This window comes from Montanilutibacter psychrotolerans (assembly GCF_003719825.1).
Taxonomy (GTDB): Bacteria; Pseudomonadota; Gammaproteobacteria; order Xanthomonadales; family Xanthomonadaceae; genus Montanilutibacter; species Montanilutibacter psychrotolerans.
In genome coordinates this window covers 253,999-272,904 of record NZ_RIBS01000001.1, presented here as the reverse complement: position 1 = coordinate 272,904, position 18,906 = coordinate 253,999, and the positions used below count along the sequence as shown (strand labels likewise).

Sequence of the window (18,906 nt, the reverse complement as noted above, 5' to 3'; positions counted from 1 at the left end):
GTCGCCGCTGACGCGGATCCTTCCATCGCGCTGCGCCGTCGCGGCAACGCCTGACGCTTTTGCGAGGCACCGCAAGTTGGCCGCTCACGGAAAGCATGGATCTTCTGATTGCAGTCTGACCTCGAGACTCGATCAGTGCCCCCCTGATCGACATGGATCTGACCGCCATCGGTCAGGAGCGGACATCGCCGCATTGGACCTCGTCGTAGAACGGGCAGTGACTACGGAGACGGATCCGGGGGCAACCTGACACGGAAGCGACTGCCGCTTGGCTGCTGCGGCAGGCACCGCACGTCGCCACCGTGGGCGGACGCAATCTGTCTGACCAGACTCAGGCCAAGGCCGACGCCTCCGGCTCGTTCACTGCTGCCCAGCAATCGATAGAAGGGCGTGAATACATTCTCCCGCTCGTCGGCCGGAATGCCCGGTCCCTGATCGATCACGTCCAAACAGATGGCCTGGTCGGGATCCGTGACGAGGCTCACCCGGATCGGTGCGCCGTCGCCGTAGCGCCGGGCATTTTCCAGCAGATTGCGCAGCATGCGGCGCAACAGCCTGCTGTCGCCACGCACGCTGACCACCTGCGCGTCGAGAGGCACGTCCATGGCGGCGCATTCCTCCGCGGCCAGGGCGGTCAGGTCCACGGGTTCCCGATTGACGGCAGAGTCCGGTACGGCATCGAGGCGGCTCGCCAACAGGATTTCTTCAATCAATCCATCGAGCTCGGCAATGTTCCGCATCAACTCCAGACGCAGGTCCGGCTGCGCCCGCTCTTGCATCAGTTCGATCGCCATGCGGATGCGGGCCAGAGGCGAGCGCAGCTCGTGCGAGGCATTCGACAACAGCATCTTCTGGGCGTCGAGCAAGGCTTCGATGCGCGCGACGGAGCGGTTGAAGCTGATCGCCAGGCTCGCGACTTCGTCCTGGCCTTCCACCGCCACCCGCGTCGACAGCTGCCCGGATCCAAGCGCATCGACGCTGCGCTGCAGGCGTTCGAGCCGCCCGGTCAGGCGGCGGACGATCGGAAAGGCACCGATTGCCAGCGCCAACGCAATGAAGAGCAGGATCACGATCATCAGGACGCCGGGGCGGTGGCCCGAGACGTAGTAGAGGTGCCAGACGAAATAGGCAACACCGAAAAACACGCCGAACGAGATCATGCTGGCGAGCATCGTCAGGTAGATGCGCACGGCAAGTCGTTGCCACCATCGGAGCGCGTGGCTATTCATTGGCCGCCGGGACATCCTGACTGCGCGCGAACACGTAGCCGGCACCGCGCACGGTGATGATGCGGCGGGGGCGTTTCGGATCGTCCTCGATCGCAACGCGCAATCGACCGACATGCACGTCGATCGAGCGATCGTAGGCTTCCAGGGATTCGCCCCTGACAAGGTCCAGCAGCTGCTCGCGCGACAAGACCCTGCCGGGGCGTTCCGCCATCGCCACCAGCAGGTTGAACTGGTGGGCAGTCACCGTTACATCGCGGCCGTGGACGCGCAGCATCCGTGCGTCGCGGTCGATCTCGAGCTGTCCGAAACGCAACACGGTCGCGGCCGGCATCGCCGCCGCATGCGGGCGGCGAAGCACCGCCCGCAGGCGCGCCAGCAATTCCCTGGGCTCGAATGGTTTGGCGAGATAGTCGTCGGCGCCCAGTTCCAGTCCGACCACGCGATCCATCGCGTCACCCTTGGCCGTCAGCATCACGATCGGAAGCGATTGAATCGGCGCTTGTGCGCGAATCCGCCGACACACCTCCAGGCCGTTGCCATCGGGCAACATCACATCCAGGAGCAGGATCGAAAATGGCCACTCGGTCGCCGATGCGGCCAGCAGCATCCTCACCCCCGCCGTAACCGTGTCGGCATGCGCGACATCAAAGCCGTTCTGGGAGAGATAGGTAGCCAGCATCCCGGCCAGACGCTGGTCGTCTTCGAGGATGAGCAGTCGTGGCGACGGGGTTGGTGTCGTCATCTGGTAGGGCGTGCCGCCATCCTTCGGATCCGGCCGGAGCAACTGCCAACAGGCAGGCCGCATCGCGGCATCGTGCGCAGTATAGGACGCACGATGCCGCCACGAAGCTTGATGCGACACGTGATCAGCCTTCCTGCTCCTTGACGTGGTCGCGAAGCCGCGCGCGCTGGTCCGGCGTCATCACTTCGGCCAGGTCCAGCAGTACGGCATCGATGCGCTCGGCCAGTCGCTCCGCCGCTTCGATTTCATCCGCACGGGCGCGCTCCAATGCGGCGCGATCGATGCGGCCCTGCAGCAGCAGGCCGACCTTCCGACGATGCGCGGCCGACGCCTGCTGGTTCAACGCCTGCAGGTCCTCGTGCACCGCTCCGCCGATGGCCCGCATGGCCGCTTGCTGTTCAGGCGAGACCACCGTGATGAGGTGCTCGAATATCGCATGCAGGTGCTTGAGGTCGATCTGCGAATAGGTGTCGCGGGGCGCATGACCGGCGGGATGGCCGCCCGCGACACCGACGACGCCTGTCGCGAGCAGGCTGGCCAGCAGCAGACCGCCAAGGGCACGTCGCATGCCACGCGATCGACCGTCCGCCAGCGAGCCGGTCGTCGCGAGTTTCGTTCCACCATCAATATTCACGTTCATCGTTCGAGTTCCCTGGGTTATGCGCGGCGCCCATCGCTCGCGCATGACGACACCCTGACTCGGTCGTTCGTCCGGCGTTTGGCTGGTTTGTAAAGTTTTGTATCGCGACCGGCTGACGACGATCGGCGCACCCGCCTGCGACCTGGCGGGCAATGCGGAGATGACCGCGCTGGATCGAGATCTGCCATTCAGAGCGGGCGACGGATCAACATCGGTCCCTTCTTTGGCTAGCTCTCCAGATCGGCCGCCTTTGTGCTTGCTCTGACACCTTGCGCGTAACCCCCGATGCTGCAACACAGCGTGCCCGTCAGGGCATCGTCTTGGCGGCCCCGGGCGCGCACACTGCCCGCACACCGCCATCGCCCTCCCCGCACACCACGATTCCTCGATCCGGCGATGCGGGCCACGCCATTGGCATCCCCCGTTTGAACCGCCGCCTGTGCCGTGCCCGGCAGGCGCGTCGCAGTGTTACTGGATCCATGACCCACCACGCCCACGCCATTCCCCCTCCGCCCGCGGCCCGTCTTGCGGTCGCAGGCCCGGCCGTTCCCCCGTCCAGTGCGATCGGCATCGGTGCGGCGCCGTGGCGCGGCCGCCTGCTGGTGCTGGCCGGCATCGCGCTGGCGGCGCTGAACCTGCGCACCGCGGTCACCTCGCTGACCCCACTGCTGGACAGCCTGGGTCGCGAGTTCGGTTTCGGCTCCGCCATGACCGGCGTGTTCGGCATGGTTCCAACGGCCGCGTTCGGCCTGTTTGGCGTGGCCACACCCGCCATCGCGCGTCGGCTCGGGCTCGAACGCACCGTGCTGGTGGCGATGTTGCTGGCCGCCGCGGGCCTGCTCGCGCGCGCGTTCGCCGGCGGTACCGCCGACCTGCTGATCGCCTCGGCCGTGGCGCTGTCGGGCATGGGCATCGGCAACGTCGTGCTGCCGCCGCTGGTCAAGCGCTACTTCGCCGATCGCCTCGGCGCGACCAGCTCGATGTACATCGCCGTGCTGCAGTTCGGCACCATCGTGCCGGCCGTGGCGGCGGTGCCGCTGGCCGATCTTGCCGGCTGGCGGGTGTCGTTGGGCGCGTGGTCGCTGGTTGCACTGGCCGCGACCCTGCCGTGGGCCATCACGCTGTGGGCGGAGCGCTACGGCCGCACGCCGATCGCCCGGGCGCTGGCGGCCACGCACGACCGCGCGGTCGCGCCGGGCGACGAAGCCCCCGAACTCGCCGCGCCCGTGGCCACCGGCCGCGTCTGGCGCTCGCCGGTCGCCTGGGGCATGGCGCTGATGTTTGGCATGACCTCGCTGGTCAGCTACTCGATGTTCACCTGGTTGCCCAAGTTGCTGATCGACGCCGGCGGCAGTGCCACGCTCGGCGGCACGATGGTCGGGCTGTACTCGGCGATGGGCCTGATCAGCGCGCTGTCGGTTCCGTCGTTGGCGGTGCGCATGCGCAACCCGTTTCCGCTGGTGCTCGCCTGCTGCGCGGCGCACCTGGCGGCATTCGCCGGGCTGCTGCTGGCGCCGATGACGTTCACGGCGCTGTGGGTGGCCCTGCTGGGTCTCGGTCCGGCGACCTTTCCGCTGGCGCTGACCCTGATCAACCTGCGCACGCGCAGCGCGCCGGGCTCGGCCGCGCTGTCAGGCTTCACCCAGGGCCTGGGTTACGTGCTCAGCTGCGCTGGACCGTTGCTGTTCGGGCTGCTGCACGACCGCTTCGGCGGCTGGCTCTGGCCGTTCGCCTTCCTGACCGTGTGCCTGCTGGTGCTGGCAACCGGCGGCTACCTGGCCTGTCGACCGCGCATGCTCGAGGACAGCTGGTAGCCGCGCCCCCGCCGGGCTCCACTCCCGCGCGGCCGACCGGTACCCTGTGCGTCTGCGGCATCCGCCGCACGCACACCACGAGCCGCCTGCATGACCGATCCGCTGCACCCCGAATCCGCCCGCGAAGCCGAGCGTCTGGCCTGGGCCCGCGCCGCCACCGGCGACGACGCCTTCACCCTGCACCGCGCCTCCACCGACGCCGGTTTCCGCAGCTACTGGCGCGGCGCCACCGGCGACGGCAGCGCGGCTCCGAACAGCGTGATCGTCATGGACTCGCCGCCCGACAAGGAAGACGTGCGTCCGTGGCTGGCCATGCGCGACGTGCTCGAGGCCGGCGGCGTGCGCGTGCCGCGCGTGCTGGCGCGCGACGTCGAGGCGGGGTTCCTGCTGCTCGAAGACCTCGGTGCCGACACCTATCTGCATGTGATCGGACTGCACAACGCCGACGCATTGCTCGATGACGCGGTCAGCCAGTTGCTGAAGATCCAGGCAATCGCCTGCCCGCCCGACCTGCCCAGCTACGACGAGGCCCTGCTCACGCGCGAGCTGCGTCTGTTCGACGAGTGGTTCCTCGGCCGGCACCTGGGCATCGCGCTCGATTGCGGCGACATGGAGCACCTCGACCTGGTCTACCGCCGGTTGATCGACAACGCGCTCGCGCAGCCGCAGGTGCTGGTGCACCGCGACTTCATGCCACGCAACCTGATGCCGGTGGCCGGCGACGGCCCCGCCGTGCTCGACTTCCAGGACGCGGTGCGCGGACCCATCGCCTACGACCCGCTGAGCCTGTTCAAGGACGCGTTCCTGAGCTGGCCGGCCGAGCACGTGGCCGGTTGGCTCGACCGCTATCACGCGCGCGCCACCGCCGCCGGTCTGCCGGTACCGCCGATCGATCGCTTCCGCCGCGATGCCGACTGGATCGGCGTGCAGCGGCACCTCAAGGTGATGGGCATCTTCGCGCGCCTCAACCACCGTGATGGCAAGCCCAAGTATCTGGCCGACGTGCCGCGTTTCCTGGCCTACCTCGACGGCGTGGTGCCCAACTACCCCGAGCTGGCGCCGCTGCAGCAAATCCTCGACCGTCACGTGCGCCCGGCGCTGCACGCCGCCGAAGCATGAAGGCGCTGATCTTCGCCGCCGGCCTGGGCGAGCGCATGCGTCCGCTGACCAACCACACCCCCAAGCCGTTGCTGACGGCCGGCGGCAAGCCGTTGATCGCCTGGCACCTGGAAAAGCTCGCGGCGATCGGCGTGCGCGAGGTGGTGGTCAACACCAGCTGGCTGGCCGAATGTTTCGAACCCGCGCTCGGTGATGGCAGGCACTGGGGCCTGCGCCTGCACTACGCGTACGAGGGCGCCACGCCGCTGGAAACCGGTGGCGGCATGTTCAACGCGCTGGCGTTGCTGTGCGATGGCGACGACGCGCGCGCGCCGTTCATCGCGGTCAACGGCGACATCTGGACCGACCACGACTTCGACGCCCTGCCGCGCGAACCCGACGGCGACGCGCACCTGGTGCTGGTCGACAACCCGGCGCAGCACCCACGGGGCGACTTCGTGCTCACCGGCGACCGCGTGGCCTGCGGCAGCGACGACGACGCACGCCTCACCTTCTCCGGCATCGGCGTGTACCGCCCGGCGTTGCTGGCCGATTGGCGCACGGTGATCGGCGATGTCGCCGGCGTCGACGACACGCCGCCGCGCTTCAAACTCGCCCCATTGCTGCGCGCGGCGATGGCGCGCGGTGCGGTCACCGGCGAGCATCACCGCGGCCACTGGACCGACGTCGGCACGCCGGAACGGTTGGCGCAGCTGGATGCGCGGCTGTCGACAAACGGCTAGCACCACGATCGCGTCCGACCGCTTGCGCACGGACGGATGTCAAACCCAGCGTCCCAAGGAAGGTCATGACGCAGCATCTGGTTGGCGACACCACGGCATTGGCCGAGCCGCCCCTGATCATCGAGGCGGCCGATGCGCGATTCTTCAATGAAGCCCGCGCCATCGATTTCAGCTTCACGATCGATCGGGAAATCCTGCCCGCCTTCGACACGCCGCTGATTGACCGCTGCCGCGAGATCGCGCCCTACCGCAAGCGCTACGACAGCGATCCCGAGGACTATCGCGAGCACCTGGAAGCCACCGATCAGGCCCTGTTCGTGGCCCGGCTGGACGGCCAATTGGTCGGCTATCTGGCCATCCGTTCCAACTGGAACGCGCTGGCCCTCATCGACGACATCGCGGTCAGCCGCACGGCCCGCCGCCAGGGCTGTGCCAGGGCGTTGATGGACCGCGCCGTCGACTGGGCCAGGTCGGCAGAACTGTCGGGAATCATGCTGGAAACCCAGAACAACAACGTGGCGGCCTGCCTGTTCTACGAGCGCTACGGGTTCGTCCTGGGCGGCATCGACCGCATGCTCTACGCGGCGCTGGAATCCCACGCGCCGGAAACCGCATTGTTCTGGTACCTGCAATTTCCGCGTTAGACGCCTTGGTTGCACCGTCCCTCGCATCGGGCCGGGACGTTGCGGACCGGCGTCGGCCTCGCCCTCGCGACGGTAGCCACCGGCGGCGCCGGTCCGGTTGATCCATCGCGCCACACGCGTGGCGCCGTCGGCGTGACAGCGGGCACACATCGCCCGTCCGCAACCGTCGGCATTGCCCGCAAATCGGACACCGTATACGAATGTTCGCGACGCCGATCACGCAATGCGCCGTGACGGTGTTTGCGAATGGCGCGGCGCGCGCGCTCAAGTCCGCTTTTCGGGTGCGTTGCGTCGCAGATCCGGAGCGCTTGGCCGTACCCGAACCCGCATTCGCGAACGGCCAGGCGAAGCCGCCGGCACGGCGCTTTGCGGATGCATGAGCCCGGTCACGTTGGCGACCGCGACTGCAGCGCATTTGCCCGTTGTCGCCCCCCGACGCGCCCACTAGCTTGCGCCCGCACTGCGGCAAACCGCCCGCAGTGGACGCGCCAGGCCACTCAGGGGCACGGCGCCATCGCCGGGTGAACGGACCGGCATTTCCAAGGGGGAACCACCATGCAATCCACCACGCACACCACCGCGCGTCATTCGCTGCGCCCGATGCTTCGCCACACCGCCCTGGCCATCGCCACCGCCGGCCTGATCGCCGCCGCGTTGCCCGCCATGGCCGGCCCGGCCGGCAATGCCACGGCCGCGCGCATCAACCTGTCCAGCCTGCAGTCGCAGGAGAGCCACGACCGCTTCATCGTCAAGTACCGCACCGGCAGCACCGCCAGCAGCAGCGCCAGCGCGCTGCAGGGCTCGCTGGCGCGCGCCGCGGGCTCGGTGGCGGGCGGCAGTCCGCTGACGCTGCAACGCCTGCGCCGCATCGGTACCGGTGCCGACGTCGTGCGCAGCAACCGCAAGCTGGACCGCCTGCAGGCCGAGATCCTGATGCGACAGATCGCGGCGGACCCGAACGTCGAGTACGTCGAAGTCGACCAGCTGATGCGCCCGACCTGGTCGCCGAACGATCCGTACTACGCCACCCAGCAGTGGCACTACTTCGAAGGCACCGGCGGCATCAAGGCACCGCAGGCCTGGGACATGACCCAAGGCAGCGGCGTGGTGGTGGCGGTGATCGACACCGGCATCACCAGCCATGCCGATCTCAACGCCAACATCCTGCCCGGCTACGACATGATCGCCGACGCCGGCAAGGCGCGCGACGGCAACGGCCGCGACAACAACCCGCTCGACCAGGGCGACTGGTACCGCAACTACGAGTGCGGCACCAACGCCGGCGAATGGGGCAACAGCTCGTTCCACGGCACCCACGTGGCCGGCACCATCGCCGCGGTCAGCAACAACGGCATCGGCGTGACCGGTGTCGCACCGCAGGCGAAGATCGTCCCGGTGCGCGTGCTCGGCACCTGTGGTGGCTGGGTGTCCGACATCGCCGACGGCATCATCTGGGCGTCCGGTGGCAGCGTGTCCGGCGCGCCAGCCAACGCGAACCCGGCCAAGGTGCTCAACCTCAGCCTGGGCGGCTACGGCAGCTGCAGCTCGACCTACCAGAACGCGATCAACGGCGCCGTCTCGCGTGGATCGACGGTGGTGGTGGCGGCCGGCAACAACAACGCCGACGCCAGCAACTACAACCCGGCCAACTGCGCGAACGTGGTCACCGTCGCCTCCACCACGCGTGAGGCGTATCGCTCGGGCTTCTCCAACTACGGCAACCTGATCGACATCGCCGCGCCGGGCAGCAGCATCTACTCCACCATCAACACCGGCAGCACGGTACCGGCCGCCGGCGGGTACGGCTGGATGTCAGGCACCTCCATGGCAACGCCGCACGTGGCCGGCGTGATCGCGCTGATGCAGTCGCGCGCTGGCGCCACGCCACGCACGCCGGCGCAGATCGAAGCGTTGCTGAAGAGCACGTCGCGCGCATTCCCGTACACCCCCGACCGCGTGATCGGCCCGGGCATGCTCAACGCGCAGGCCGCGGTCAACGCGATCACCGGCGGCACCACGCCGCCGCCGACCGCCACGGTCCTCACCAACGGCGTGACCCGCAGCGGCGCCTGGGCATCGCTCAACTACGAGCTGCACTACAGCCTGGTGGTGCCGGCCGGTGCCAGCAACCTGACCTTCACCACCGCCGGTGCCAACGGCGATGCCGACATCTTCGTCAAGTACGGTGGCCTGGCCTCGCCGACCTCGTTTGTCTGCAAGGCCGATGGCCCGAGCAGCAACGAGACCTGCACCATCGCCGCGCCGCAGGCGGGCACCTACTACCTGTTGGTGAAGGCGTACGCCGCGTTCTCGGACCTGAGCGTGACCGGCCGCTACACCGCCAGCAGCCGCCTGACCTACAGCAATGCCGGCGACTACCAGATCCCGGACCCCGGCACCGTGCTCAGCCCGATCACGGTCAGCGGCCGCAGCGGCACCGCCCCGAGCAACGCGACGGTCTCGCTGGACATCCGCCACCCGTACCGCGGCGACTTCACGGTGGACCTGATCGCGCCTGACAACACCGTAGTCAACCTGCACAACTATGCCGGCGGTAGCACCGACAACCTGATCGGCAGCTACACCGTGAACCTGGCCGGCAAACCGCTCAACGGCAACTGGTACCTGCGTGTGCACGACGCGTACGCCGGCGACTACGGCTACATCAACAGCTGGAGCGTCAACTTCTAAACCGCACGCGTTGCGTCGCGGGTTACGCACTGGAAGTCGTCCGCAGCGCGTGCCATCGCAGCCAGTCGCAAACGAAAGAAGCCCCGCCGGGTAAGGCGGGGCTTCGATCCCTAGATCCGGCAGGCGGGCCTGGGCCCGCTCTACGGTGATTCGGTAGGTCGGGCTCAAGCCCGACGCTCTTTCGCGACATACGACCGTAGCGGCCAAAGGAAGAAGCCCCGCAGTGCGAGACTTCGCTGCGTCACAGCGGCGGGTCAACGACCCCCTACAGTTCTCAAGGAGGAGGGCCTGGTGGTGTCGCTGAGCCAGCTATGCCGCTGGTTCGACCTGCCGCGGCGCACGCAGTACTACCGGCCAACGAAGGCCGCGCCCGTGGTGCAGCCGGCATTGGCGGAATCGATCAAGGCGATGATCGAGGCAGAGCCCTCGTTCGGCTACCTCACGGTCGCCGGGTTGCTGGGCCTGAACAAGAACACGGTGCAGCGCATCTTCCAGCTCAAGGGCTGGCAGGTGCGCAAGCGCGCCATTGGCCAGCGGCCGCGGATCTAGGCCTTGCCGTCGGTAGCCACGGCGCCGGACCGGCGCTGGGCGACCGATCTGTGTCGAATCTGGGGCGGCCGTGATGGCTGGCTGACCTTGGCCCTGGTGATCGATTGTCATACCCGGCAATTGCTGGGCTGGCACCTGTCGCGCAGTGGCAAGGCGAGCACGGCATCGGCGGCGCTCGAGCAGGAGTTGATCGCCCGCTTCGGCACACTCGGGCGTGTGCCTGCCCCCTTCCTGCTGCGCTCCGACGACGGCCTGGTGTTCACCAGTCGCAACTACATGCGCCTGGTGCGCAGCTATGGCCTGCGCCAGGAGTTCATCACGCCGCACTGCCCGCAGCAGAACGGCATGGTGGAACGGGTGATCCGCACGCTCAAGGAACAATGCGCGCACCGGCACCGGTTCGAAACGCAGCAGCATGCGAGCCGGGCGATTGGCGACTGGATTCAGTTCTACAACCACCGGCGCCCACGCCAGGCGCTCGGCATGAAAACCCCCGCCGAGGCATATGCTTTAGCGGCCTGACCTGTGCGGAAACTGCTGGGTCATTACAGAGCAGCCAAACAAAAACCCCGCTGGTGAGGGCGGGGCTTCGTGTGCATCATCGCTCGCCGCATGCGGCGGACTACGCTTCGCTAATCCGCCCTACGGGGCTACCGGTCCTCGCCCTTACATTGCGGGATCCAAACCGTCCGAGTTTCATCCATGAGTCCGAAGCGCAGCAGGCCGTTGTTCTGATAGGTCACCAAACGCGAGGCGCCAAAAAAGCGGATATCCGCCCGGATATGGCCTCTGACGCGACTCCTCTTCCAATCGCCTGAACTCGTAAGTAGCTCATCGAATGACGGAGCACAAGCATGCGAGCGAATGAACTCCGCTGCGAAATGGTCTGCCCTTTCCTTCGCTTGCATCCAACAATAGATCATTACAGCAACCAAGACAGCAGCAATGGTTGCGGTAAGCGCAGCGAGATATCGATGGCCTCCCCTTACAGCCATGACCATCGCGATCACAGCCACCATTATGAGAAATGCCATCGCCACGACATCAACCAGTTCAGCACGGACGACAAACCAAACGCCGAACACACAGACAATCGCTAGCCACAATTTAACGAACGTTCTACTGACATTTGCAGTTTTCATCATAGAAGCCCTTAAACGTGTCATTGGTCAATGCACCTTTAGTAGCCAGATCAAACGCCCGCGCATTAGGAAGAATGTTGTTTTGCTGGAAGTAGCTCTTGTCCTGCATTCCAGCAACGAAGAACATCCAGCCAGCAAACAACGCATGCGCCTGCAGATAGTTACTAGGGCGCGCACCCAAAGGACTTGCCGTAATTGACCACCCCATCTGGATGTACTGAATGTCGTAATCCTTTCCGTCGGAATGCGTGAAGTTGGCAAACGAAGGACCATGCCCGCCCTCAGGAATATATTCAGTACCAACATCCAACGGATTGAATGGAGTTCCATTTACAAAGCGGTCGTCGTTCTTCATTACATCGGCCATTGCTTCGCAAAGCGAAGCCAACCCAAGCGGGTCGATCAGGCTAATCGGATTCCCCCCGACATAGGCATAGGTGTTGAGTCCACCCGCCAGTCCGATCGGGTCGGACTGTATGTAACGACCCAACGACGCGTCATAGTCTCGGAAGCCATTGTGCCACAGACCGGTTTCACTGTCGTAATACTGGCCTGGGAAACCAAGATTGAAGCCACCTACCGAATCGACGGTGACCGTGCGGTCAAACGCGTAGTTCTTGGCGCGCCAAACCACCGCCTTGGCCGCGTTGGTGACCAGCTCCGGCCGACCGAGGTGATCGTTGTGGGCGAAATACACCTGCCCGCCGCGTACGAACCCGATCACCTCAGTGCCTAGGCGGATGTAATGGGTCCAGGTGCCTGAGTACGCGTACTCCGCCGCCAGCATTCCATCCTGCCCGTGCATGAACACCGTCGTGTTGGGTCCGCCGCGGGATTTGTAGACTCGCTGGCCGAGTGCATTGACCCTGTAGGTGGCGGTCACTCCGCCCTTGGTAGCCGACGATAGTCGATTGAAGTCGTCGTAGACGTAGGACGCACCGGCATTGGCCGTAGTGTTTCCGTTGGCGTCGATGGTGAAACTTTCGGCTCGCGACCCGGTAATGGCATCCAATCGATTGCTGGCACTGCTGACGGTGTACATATCCGTCGACCCACCCCAGGTATGACTGGTTCGGTTACCAGTCGCGTCGTAAGTGAATTCCTGGTCAGCGCTGCTCGCGGTCACGCCAGCCAACCTGCCCAGCGCATCGTACGAATAGGCCTGGGTCAGACTGACATTGGTTGCATTGGTGAGGTTGGTGAGGTTGTTGTTGGTGTCATAGCCAAATGCAAGGCTTTGCATGGCCGTGCTGCCGTTGCTCGTCTTGCGCAGGGTCTGGCGCCAGTCCTGATCGTAGATGACAGTCTGAACAAGCCCGTTGCCATAGGTCCATCCGGATGCCGGGCCGTTAGGCTCGTACTTGATGTCGGTGGCGATGTCCTTCACGTTTCCCCCAACCACGGCCGTCACTGCGGTCACCCGACCGAACGTGTAGCCATACCCGACACTGACGCCACCGCCGTAGCTGATACCGGTCAATCGGCCCATGCCATCGTACGCGTAGGCCTGACCGAACGCGACGGCGCTGCCGCCAACCTTCTGCGACTTGCTGACCAGTTGCCCATAGGCTGAATAGCCATAGTCGAGCTGCCCTGACGAGTCGAGTACCTGGCAAATCCGACCCTTCCCGTTGGCGCAGGCGTCATACGTGAAGCTCTGAACGCTTGCGCCGGTCGAGATGGACGTTGCACGACCCAATCCATCGTGGGCATAGGTCGTGACCTTGGCGTCTGCCCGGGTCATGGTGGCCATCAATCCATCGGCCCGGTACGTGAATTGCGTGGCGCCTGTGTCACGACTGTACTGCGCCCACAGCAGACCCAACCCATCGTAGACATAGGTCGTCGGCTTTCCGCGAGGATCGATGACTTTGGTCAATCTGCCGATCGCGTCGTACTCGTATTTGGTGGTGCCATTCAAGGCGTTCTTGGAAGCAACCACACGCCGATGGCGATCACGGGTACTGGTGGTGACGCGGCCAAGTGAATCCTTGGTCGTCTGTACGTCGCCGTTGGAATCGTAGTTGTAGCTCTGCTTTTGCCCATTGTTGCCGCGCGTTGCAGACGGAAGGCCGGAGACGTCAAAGTCACCAAAGGCCTGATAGGCGACGGCGGTGCGCCAAGTTGGCACGAGCCCTTCATCAGGATCGACCGGATCGCAGATGGGGTTCGGACTGCACGATTCCGGTTCGTAGAACAGATGCTTGCGCCATGCCGACGAAGCTGTCTGCCCACCCAGCTTGTTGTAGCTGAATGAAACTCCGCGCTTCGCTTCGGCTGCGCCGAATTCAACTACCCTGTCCTTCTCCTCGATGCGCGTCAACAACTCTGGGTTGGACACATCGTACGTGTACTCCCGCACTTGGCCATCTGGCAATGTCAACTTGGTCACGTTGCCATGGGTGTCGTACTCGTACAGATGGTCCTGCGCTGAATCATTGAGATAGGTCCGGCGCGACTTGGCGCGCCCAAGCGCGTCATAGGTGAGGTCAACGATCTCGCCATTGGCGCCGACCAACCGCGCCGGTTGTCCCATCGCGTTGTGGCCACTCTGGCTTACCGTGTGACCGAGACCGTTGCTCACCGACAGCAGATTTCCAGCAGTATCGAATGTGCGGGTAACTCGATCTCCGAGGCCCGAAATAGGACCATCCTCGGAACGAGTCTTGACCATCCCATTCGGGTGAAACGTGTAGTCGTACGTTGTGGCAAGAGTTTGGCCGGCCACACCGATCGCGCTGCGATTGATGATCGCCAAACTGCGCAGCAACCTCGCGCGGGGATCTCCATCAGGAAAATAGTCGTAGACCGTTTCCGAAATCGGCAAGCTCAACGAACTTCCAAAAACCCTGACGCCGTTGACGCGCCCTGTGTGATTCGCATCCCAAATGTACTGAGTGATCTGCTGTTGATCGGTCTCACCTGCGGAACCAATACCAACAATCTCCTGAACCAGGCGACCCTTGGCATCATAGGTGAAATCGGTCTTCACACCGTTTGCGTCGAGTCGATAGTCGACAGCGCCGTTGGTGCCGTAGGCGGTATAACGACCGCCTAACGGGCAGGCCAGACTCGCGGGACGTTCGACGCCGATTACTCGCAACCCTCCGCCAACTTCCGCCGTTTGGTAGCGGGTGGTCTGACCAAGCGCATTGGTAACGTCGGTATAGTCGGTTCCGTATGTGAAGGAACTGGCATCGGTACTTCCATCAACACCAAGGCCGGACTTCTTTACGCGCCCATCAGAGTAGTAACTGTAACGACTGTGGCGCACGCCGTTGACCAAGATACCCGTCATTCCACCAGGCTGCGCCCCATCTTCGTAAAGATAGGCGCGACTGCCTAGCGTATCGGGATAGGTCACACCCGTGAGATACCCCGCTCCATAGCCATACCCGTAAAGCTTCCCGCCGGGCGCGACGATGGAGGTCACCCTGCCGGACACCCAGGAGAACTGCAGGCTTCGACCGGAGCTGTGCCGTACCGATGCCAACTGATTGTTGATGTCGTAGGTGTAGGACACCCCGACATTACGGATGTCGCGACGACTGAGTGGTCGACCGTACTGGTCGTAGACCTCCACGCCACCGTTTGCGGTCGTGATTTGCCAGTTTTCGCCCACTGGAACCAGGACATCACCGACCATATTCTTCCAGACACCCAGTTCGTCCTTCGTGTACGTGTAGGCGCCGCCGCCAGGCCGGTAAGCACTGATCTTCGAAAGCTCCTGCATTCCGGTGAAGCAGCTCGTGATCGCGCCCAGCCTCCCTTCGCACACACTCAACCCGTAGTGGAAGCTCAACGTATATTCAATGTTCGATGACCACTTCGGACCGAACATTCCCGCCCGACCAAGGGATTTGTCGTAGTAGCGCTCCAATACCAATCCGGAACGCTCCGAAAAATCGACCTCCGACTTGATCTTGTTACCACTGGCAATCACTACCGGCTGAGTAGTCACGCCCGCACTACTCGTCGCCGCCCGATCGCAGGGATCTTTGTCCGGCTTGTTTTGCACTTCCTCGGCAACTCCCTCGTCATTGGGAGGCAGTGGAGAGGGTCCATCGACAAAGGATTCGTCAGGGCCGCTGCCGCCAGGCCCGAAGTTCACCCACTCGCAGACAGTGTAAGAGGTCGTCACCTCATGCTCAGTGCCCTTGTCAGTGGTCACATAACCCGTGAAGCACATGTACTTGGCATCGGCTTTCGCATCTCTGGGCAGAGCCCCAACCGACAAACCAAGCAGTGCGCTGAAAACAGACAACACCAAAGCTCTGTTTCTCATTCCCTTGTTCAGCACGATAGCCTCGAAAAAGGACACTTCCATTTGAAGAGCGAATCTCGACAGGCATGAATCTACGACTCACCGCACGCCGAGCATTGAGCAGAACGGGAACCGGCAAGCGACTACCAGCTCGAATCCAGCCGCCAAGGCCCGAGCACTCCAGCGGTTTCCGATTGCAAAAGAGACGGACAACACCTACTTCGCTCCCAACATTCTGTTGGAGTGTCAGTCCTGCGCGCCCAGCGTCTGCCGCAGGAACGGCACCGTCACGCGGCGTTTGGCCGCGAGCGAGGCGCGGTCCAGGCGGTCGAGCAAGGCGGTCAGGCCACCGAGGTCGCGATCGACGCGCTTGAGCAGCCAGTCCAGCGCCGCCTCCTCCAGCACCAGGCCACGGCGCTGGGCACGCTGGCTCAGCACGTTGCGGCGGCCGTCGTCGTCGAGCGGATCGAGCGTGATGCGGCCGCATTGCGACAGCCGCGAGCGCAGGTCGGGCAGCCACAGGCCCAGCGTCGCCGGGTGCTCGCGCGCGGCGTACAACACCGACACGTTGGCGGCACGGGCGCGGTTGTGGAACTCAAACAACGCCACTTCGTCGTCGCGATCGCCGGCGATCGCCTCCAGGCCGTCGAGCGCCAGCACGTCGTTGCCTTCGAACGCGATCAGCGCTTCGGCCAGGCGTCCGGCGGCCGCAGCCAATGGCATGTAGCCCGCACGGCGACCGGCCGCTTCGGCGGCGGCGCAGGTAGCCAGCAACAGGTGGGTCTTGCCGACGCCGGACGGCCCGGCCAGGTACACCCAATCGGCCTCGGGCGTGGTGGCAAGCGCCTGCAACTGCTCGATCGTGCCGGCCGGTGCCGCCACGTAGGTGTCCAGCCGCTGGTCCGGCGGGTAGCGCAGCGCCAGCGGCAACTGCGGTACGGCCGGCGTGCTGCCGCTCATGGCAGCACCCGTGGAATCAGGGAAATCGAAACGCTCACTCGGCGTCGTTTTCCACTGGCACGCGCGCCGGCTGGTCCGGCAACACGATCGAGGGATGCTCGCCTGCGTACAGCTTGCTGTGGGTGTAGCGCTCCTGCGCGTAGCGCAGCAGCACGTTGGCCACGGCGGCAACCGGCAATGCCAGCAGCATGCCAAGGAAGCCGAACAGCTGTCCGCCCGCAAGCACGGCGAAGATCACAGCGACGGGGTGCAGGCCGATGCGGTCACCAACCAGTTTGGGCGTGAGCCAGTAGCTCTCGATGACCTGGCCGACGCCGAATACCACCAGCACGCCCACGACATGCCGCCAGTCGCCGTACTGCACCAGCGCGGCGATGACGCCCAGCACGATGCCACTGGCCGGACCGATGTACGGCACGAAAGTCAGCAGGCCGGCGATGACGCCGATCAGGATGCCCAGGTCCAGTCCGATCGCCCACAGTCCGACGCCGTACATCACGCCCAGCACCAGCATCACCATGAACTGCCCGCGCAGGAACGCGCCGAGCACGTCGCTGGATTCGCTGGCCAGGCGACGTACGGTGCCAAGGTAGTCACGCGGGATCAACGAGGCGACGCGATCGACCAGCAGGTCCCAATCGCGCAGGAAGAAGAACGTCAGCACCGGCAGCAGCACGATGTTGGCGAACATGCCGATCAGCGCGAAGCCCGAGCGCGACATGTAGCCCAGCAAGGTGGAGGCGACGCCGCCGGCGCGCTCCCAGTTGCTGCGCAGCAGTTCGATGATGTGGGCCAGGTCGAGCCAGTTGCTGATCTCGAAGCCTGTGCGCATTTCCACCCACGGAATGGCGGTCAGCACCAGCCAGTCGCGATAGCGCGGCAGCGATTCGATCAGGATGCCGATCTGGCGCTCCAGCATCGGCACCAGCAGCACCAGGGCGAGCAGCAGCACCAGCGACATCAGCGCGAACACCAGGGTCACCGCAACGTTGCGCGAGCGGCCGGCACGCTGGAGCCGATCGACCAGCGGGTCGCCCAGCCAGCCCAGCATCGCCGCCAGCACGAACGGCGTCAGTACCGGGGCAAGCAGCCACAGCAGCCAGCACACGCCGGCGGCGAGCGCGGTCCACTGCAGTCGCCGCAGGAACCGGGCGATCTCGATCATCGGATCGGTAGCGTGCATCAGCGCAGCCGGTAGGTTTGCACCGACGGTGTCGGAGCCGGGAGGGGAGGCGTGGACGGATCACCGTCGTCCGGCGGAGCCAGGCCGGTCTCTCCACCCACGGCTTCGAGCACCGAGCCGGCGGCAACCGCGCGGCGGAAGCCGGTGGGACCGGCACGCATCTCGATGTTGAACTCGACCGCCTCCGGGGTGGCGCGCAGCGGCGTGATCTTGCCGACCACGCCCAGCTGTTGCAGATAGCCGGACAGGCGCAGGTAATCGCCGCTGCTGTCGATGCCGATGACTCGCACGCGGTACGTGCCGGCCGGGCTGGTGGCGCGGCCGGGCCTGGCGTATCGGCGCATCAGGGCGTCGGCAGCGCCGTCGGCACCGGTGATCATGACCTGGCGCGCGTCGGCACCGCTGTGGGACCAACGCGAGAGCACGCGGCCGCCATCGACGAAGATCCAGTCGGCCGTCCAGCCGCCACGGCTGCGATACAACTTGCCGACGAGCTGCATCGGCGGGCTGTAGCGCTGCGAAGCGCGCGCCACCGCCGCGGTGTCGCCGCGCCAGATCGATCCGACCACCGCCTGCTCGGCGGCGGTGCCGCCCGGCAGCCCAAGCCGGTAACCGCGCGCCACCGCGCGATCGAGCACCCCACGGGCCGCGTTGGACTGCGGCAGACCGACCAGGCGCGGGCCGCTGCCGTCGTCGATGGCCAGCCACAGCACCGGCTTGGGTCGCGGCTGCGGCCACACGGCCAGGCCGTAGGTGGCGGCGAGCTCGTTGACGCGGCCCTCGTCGTAACGGACCACCAGCGTGGTGCGGTAGCTCGGCGCACCGCTGGGGCCGATGCCTTCGTCCTGGCGGTAGTCGTAGCTGCTGACGTACTCCTTGGCGCGACGCAACTCCGGGCCGATACCTGGGCGCGACGCGGCGCCGCGGTCGCCCGACATCTTGCCCAGCACCTCGGCCAGGCCGCGGGCGAACGCATTGCCACGCTCCGTCTCGCCCTGCCCGTTGACCGGCACTTCGGCCGAGTAGACACCCTGGCCCCTGGCGCGATCGCCTTCGACGCGTTGCGCAACGGCGGTGAAGCTGGCCAGCAGCAGCACCATCAGGAAGGCCAAGGAGAACGCAACCCGCATCCTGGCGGCCAGCGGTGGTCGGGTTGTCACTGGGGCTGCCGCCCGGATTGCACGAACCATCGCCATCCCATACACGC

16 protein-coding genes and 1 pseudogene are annotated in these 18,906 nt (G+C 65.4%); 9 read left to right on the top strand and 8 right to left on the bottom strand.

All coding sequences use genetic code 11. The features are described from left to right. Nucleotides 1-221: 221 nt before the first annotated feature. From EER27_RS01140 to EER27_RS01130, 3 genes are all read right to left on the bottom strand, one after another. Nucleotides 222-1,190 carry an ATP-binding protein gene (locus EER27_RS01140; protein ID WP_190285632.1) on the bottom strand — a complete coding sequence of 323 codons (969 nt, stop codon included), beginning with the start codon at nt 1,188-1,190 and terminating at the stop codon, nt 222-224. Nucleotides 1,191-1,221: 31 nt separating this feature from the next. Further along, nucleotides 1,222-2,013 carry a response regulator gene (locus EER27_RS01135; protein ID WP_223807112.1) on the bottom strand — a complete coding sequence of 264 codons (792 nt, stop codon included), beginning with the start codon at nt 2,011-2,013 and terminating at the stop codon, nt 1,222-1,224. An 82-nt stretch (nt 2,014-2,095) separates the two neighbouring features. Then, nucleotides 2,096-2,764, bottom strand: coding sequence for a periplasmic heavy metal sensor (locus EER27_RS01130; protein WP_190285585.1), 669 nt, complete (start codon nt 2,762-2,764; stop codon nt 2,096-2,098). 326 nt (nt 2,765-3,090) lie between these two features. On the opposite strand from EER27_RS01130, the gene EER27_RS01125 reads away from it, so the two are divergent. The 9 genes and pseudogenes from EER27_RS01125 to EER27_RS01095 all read left to right on the top strand — a co-directional run bounded on the left by EER27_RS01125 (nt 3,091) and on the right by EER27_RS01095 (nt 10,672). Next, nucleotides 3,091-4,425 (top strand): MFS transporter, encoded by a 1,335-nt coding sequence (locus tag EER27_RS01125; protein ID WP_123086188.1) that lies wholly within the window; start codon nt 3,091-3,093, stop codon nt 4,423-4,425. A gap of 90 nt (nt 4,426-4,515) precedes the next feature. Then, a complete protein-coding gene (locus tag EER27_RS01120) occupies nt 4,516-5,544 on the top strand; it encodes an aminoglycoside phosphotransferase family protein (protein WP_123086187.1) in 1,029 nt (342 codons plus the stop codon). After that, nucleotides 5,541-6,266 (top strand): N-acetylmuramate alpha-1-phosphate uridylyltransferase MurU, encoded by a 726-nt coding sequence (gene murU, locus EER27_RS01115; protein WP_123086186.1) that lies wholly within the window; start codon nt 5,541-5,543, stop codon nt 6,264-6,266. Before EER27_RS01120 ends, murU begins: the two co-directional genes overlap by 4 nt. A gap of 65 nt (nt 6,267-6,331) precedes the next feature. Next, complete coding sequence (locus EER27_RS01110) at nt 6,332-6,910, top strand: GNAT family N-acetyltransferase (RefSeq protein WP_123086185.1); 579 nt, start codon at nt 6,332-6,334, stop codon at nt 6,908-6,910. A 200-nt stretch (nt 6,911-7,110) separates the two neighbouring features. Beyond that, the gene (locus EER27_RS01105; protein ID WP_123086184.1) at nt 7,111-7,290 is read left to right on the top strand and encodes a hypothetical protein; all 180 of its coding nucleotides are present in this window, start codon (nt 7,111-7,113) and stop codon (nt 7,288-7,290) included. Nucleotides 7,291-7,510: 220 nt separating this feature from the next. Further along, nucleotides 7,511-9,247: pseudogene (locus EER27_RS01100) on the top strand (S8 family peptidase); the annotation flags it as partial. Next, nucleotides 9,233-9,601, top strand: a complete 369-nt coding sequence (locus EER27_RS17535; protein ID WP_425480809.1) for a proprotein convertase P-domain-containing protein — start codon at nt 9,233-9,235, stop codon at nt 9,599-9,601. The pseudogene EER27_RS01100 and the gene EER27_RS17535, both read left to right, overlap by 15 nt. A 294-nt stretch (nt 9,602-9,895) precedes the next feature. Next, nucleotides 9,896-10,150, top strand: a complete 255-nt coding sequence (locus EER27_RS17230; protein ID WP_223807111.1) for a hypothetical protein — start codon at nt 9,896-9,898, stop codon at nt 10,148-10,150. Between the two features lie 3 nt (nt 10,151-10,153). Further along, nucleotides 10,154-10,672 carry an integrase core domain-containing protein gene (locus EER27_RS01095; RefSeq protein ID WP_223807110.1) on the top strand — a complete coding sequence of 173 codons (519 nt, stop codon included), beginning with the start codon at nt 10,154-10,156 and terminating at the stop codon, nt 10,670-10,672. A 128-nt stretch (nt 10,673-10,800) separates the two neighbouring features. On the opposite strand, the gene EER27_RS16790 is transcribed toward EER27_RS01095, so the two are convergent. The 5 genes from EER27_RS16790 to EER27_RS01075 all read right to left on the bottom strand — a co-directional run bounded on the left by EER27_RS16790 (nt 10,801) and on the right by EER27_RS01075 (nt 18,829). Continuing rightward, nucleotides 10,801-11,292: a hypothetical protein gene (locus tag EER27_RS16790; RefSeq protein ID WP_148040885.1), complete on the bottom strand. Its 492-nt coding sequence runs from the start codon at nt 11,290-11,292 to the stop codon at nt 10,801-10,803. Then, nucleotides 11,270-15,619 (bottom strand): RHS repeat-associated core domain-containing protein, encoded by a 4,350-nt coding sequence (locus EER27_RS01090; protein ID WP_123086182.1) that lies wholly within the window; start codon nt 15,617-15,619, stop codon nt 11,270-11,272. The genes EER27_RS16790 and EER27_RS01090 overlap by 23 nt, the downstream gene beginning before the upstream one ends. A gap of 183 nt (nt 15,620-15,802) precedes the next feature. Continuing rightward, nucleotides 15,803-16,516: a DnaA regulatory inactivator Hda gene (gene hda, locus EER27_RS01085; protein ID WP_123086181.1), complete on the bottom strand. Its 714-nt coding sequence runs from the start codon at nt 16,514-16,516 to the stop codon at nt 15,803-15,805. Between the two features lie 34 nt (nt 16,517-16,550). Continuing rightward, a complete protein-coding gene (locus EER27_RS01080; protein ID WP_223807109.1) occupies nt 16,551-17,699 on the bottom strand; it encodes an AI-2E family transporter in 1,149 nt (382 codons plus the stop codon). Beyond that, nucleotides 17,699-18,829, bottom strand: a complete 1,131-nt coding sequence (locus EER27_RS01075; protein ID WP_123086180.1) for a DUF2066 domain-containing protein — start codon at nt 18,827-18,829, stop codon at nt 17,699-17,701. Before EER27_RS01075 ends, EER27_RS01080 begins: the two co-directional genes overlap by 1 nt. Between the last annotated feature and the right edge of the window lie 77 nt (nt 18,830-18,906).

Coding starts and splice junctions, on each gene's coding strand:
- EER27_RS01125 (WP_123086188.1), top strand. CDS start 3,091: ATGACCCACCACGCCCACGCCATTCCCCCTCCGCCCGCGGCCCGTCTT.
- EER27_RS01120 (WP_123086187.1), top strand. CDS start 4,516: ATGACCGATCCGCTGCACCCCGAATCCGCCCGCGAAGCCGAGCGTCTG.
- murU (WP_123086186.1), top strand. CDS start 5,541: ATGAAGGCGCTGATCTTCGCCGCCGGCCTGGGCGAGCGCATGCGTCCG.
- EER27_RS01110 (WP_123086185.1), top strand. CDS start 6,332: ATGACGCAGCATCTGGTTGGCGACACCACGGCATTGGCCGAGCCGCCC.
- EER27_RS01105 (WP_123086184.1), top strand. CDS start 7,111: ATGTTCGCGACGCCGATCACGCAATGCGCCGTGACGGTGTTTGCGAAT.
- EER27_RS16790 (WP_148040885.1), bottom strand. CDS start 11,292: ATGAAAACTGCAAATGTCAGTAGAACGTTCGTTAAATTGTGGCTAGCG.
- EER27_RS01090 (WP_123086182.1), bottom strand. CDS start 15,619: ATGGAAGTGTCCTTTTTCGAGGCTATCGTGCTGAACAAGGGAATGAGA.
- hda (WP_123086181.1), bottom strand. CDS start 16,516: ATGAGCGGCAGCACGCCGGCCGTACCGCAGTTGCCGCTGGCGCTGCGC.
- EER27_RS01080 (WP_223807109.1), bottom strand. CDS start 17,699: ATGCACGCTACCGATCCGATGATCGAGATCGCCCGGTTCCTGCGGCGA.
- EER27_RS01075 (WP_123086180.1), bottom strand. CDS start 18,829: ATGCGGGTTGCGTTCTCCTTGGCCTTCCTGATGGTGCTGCTGCTGGCC.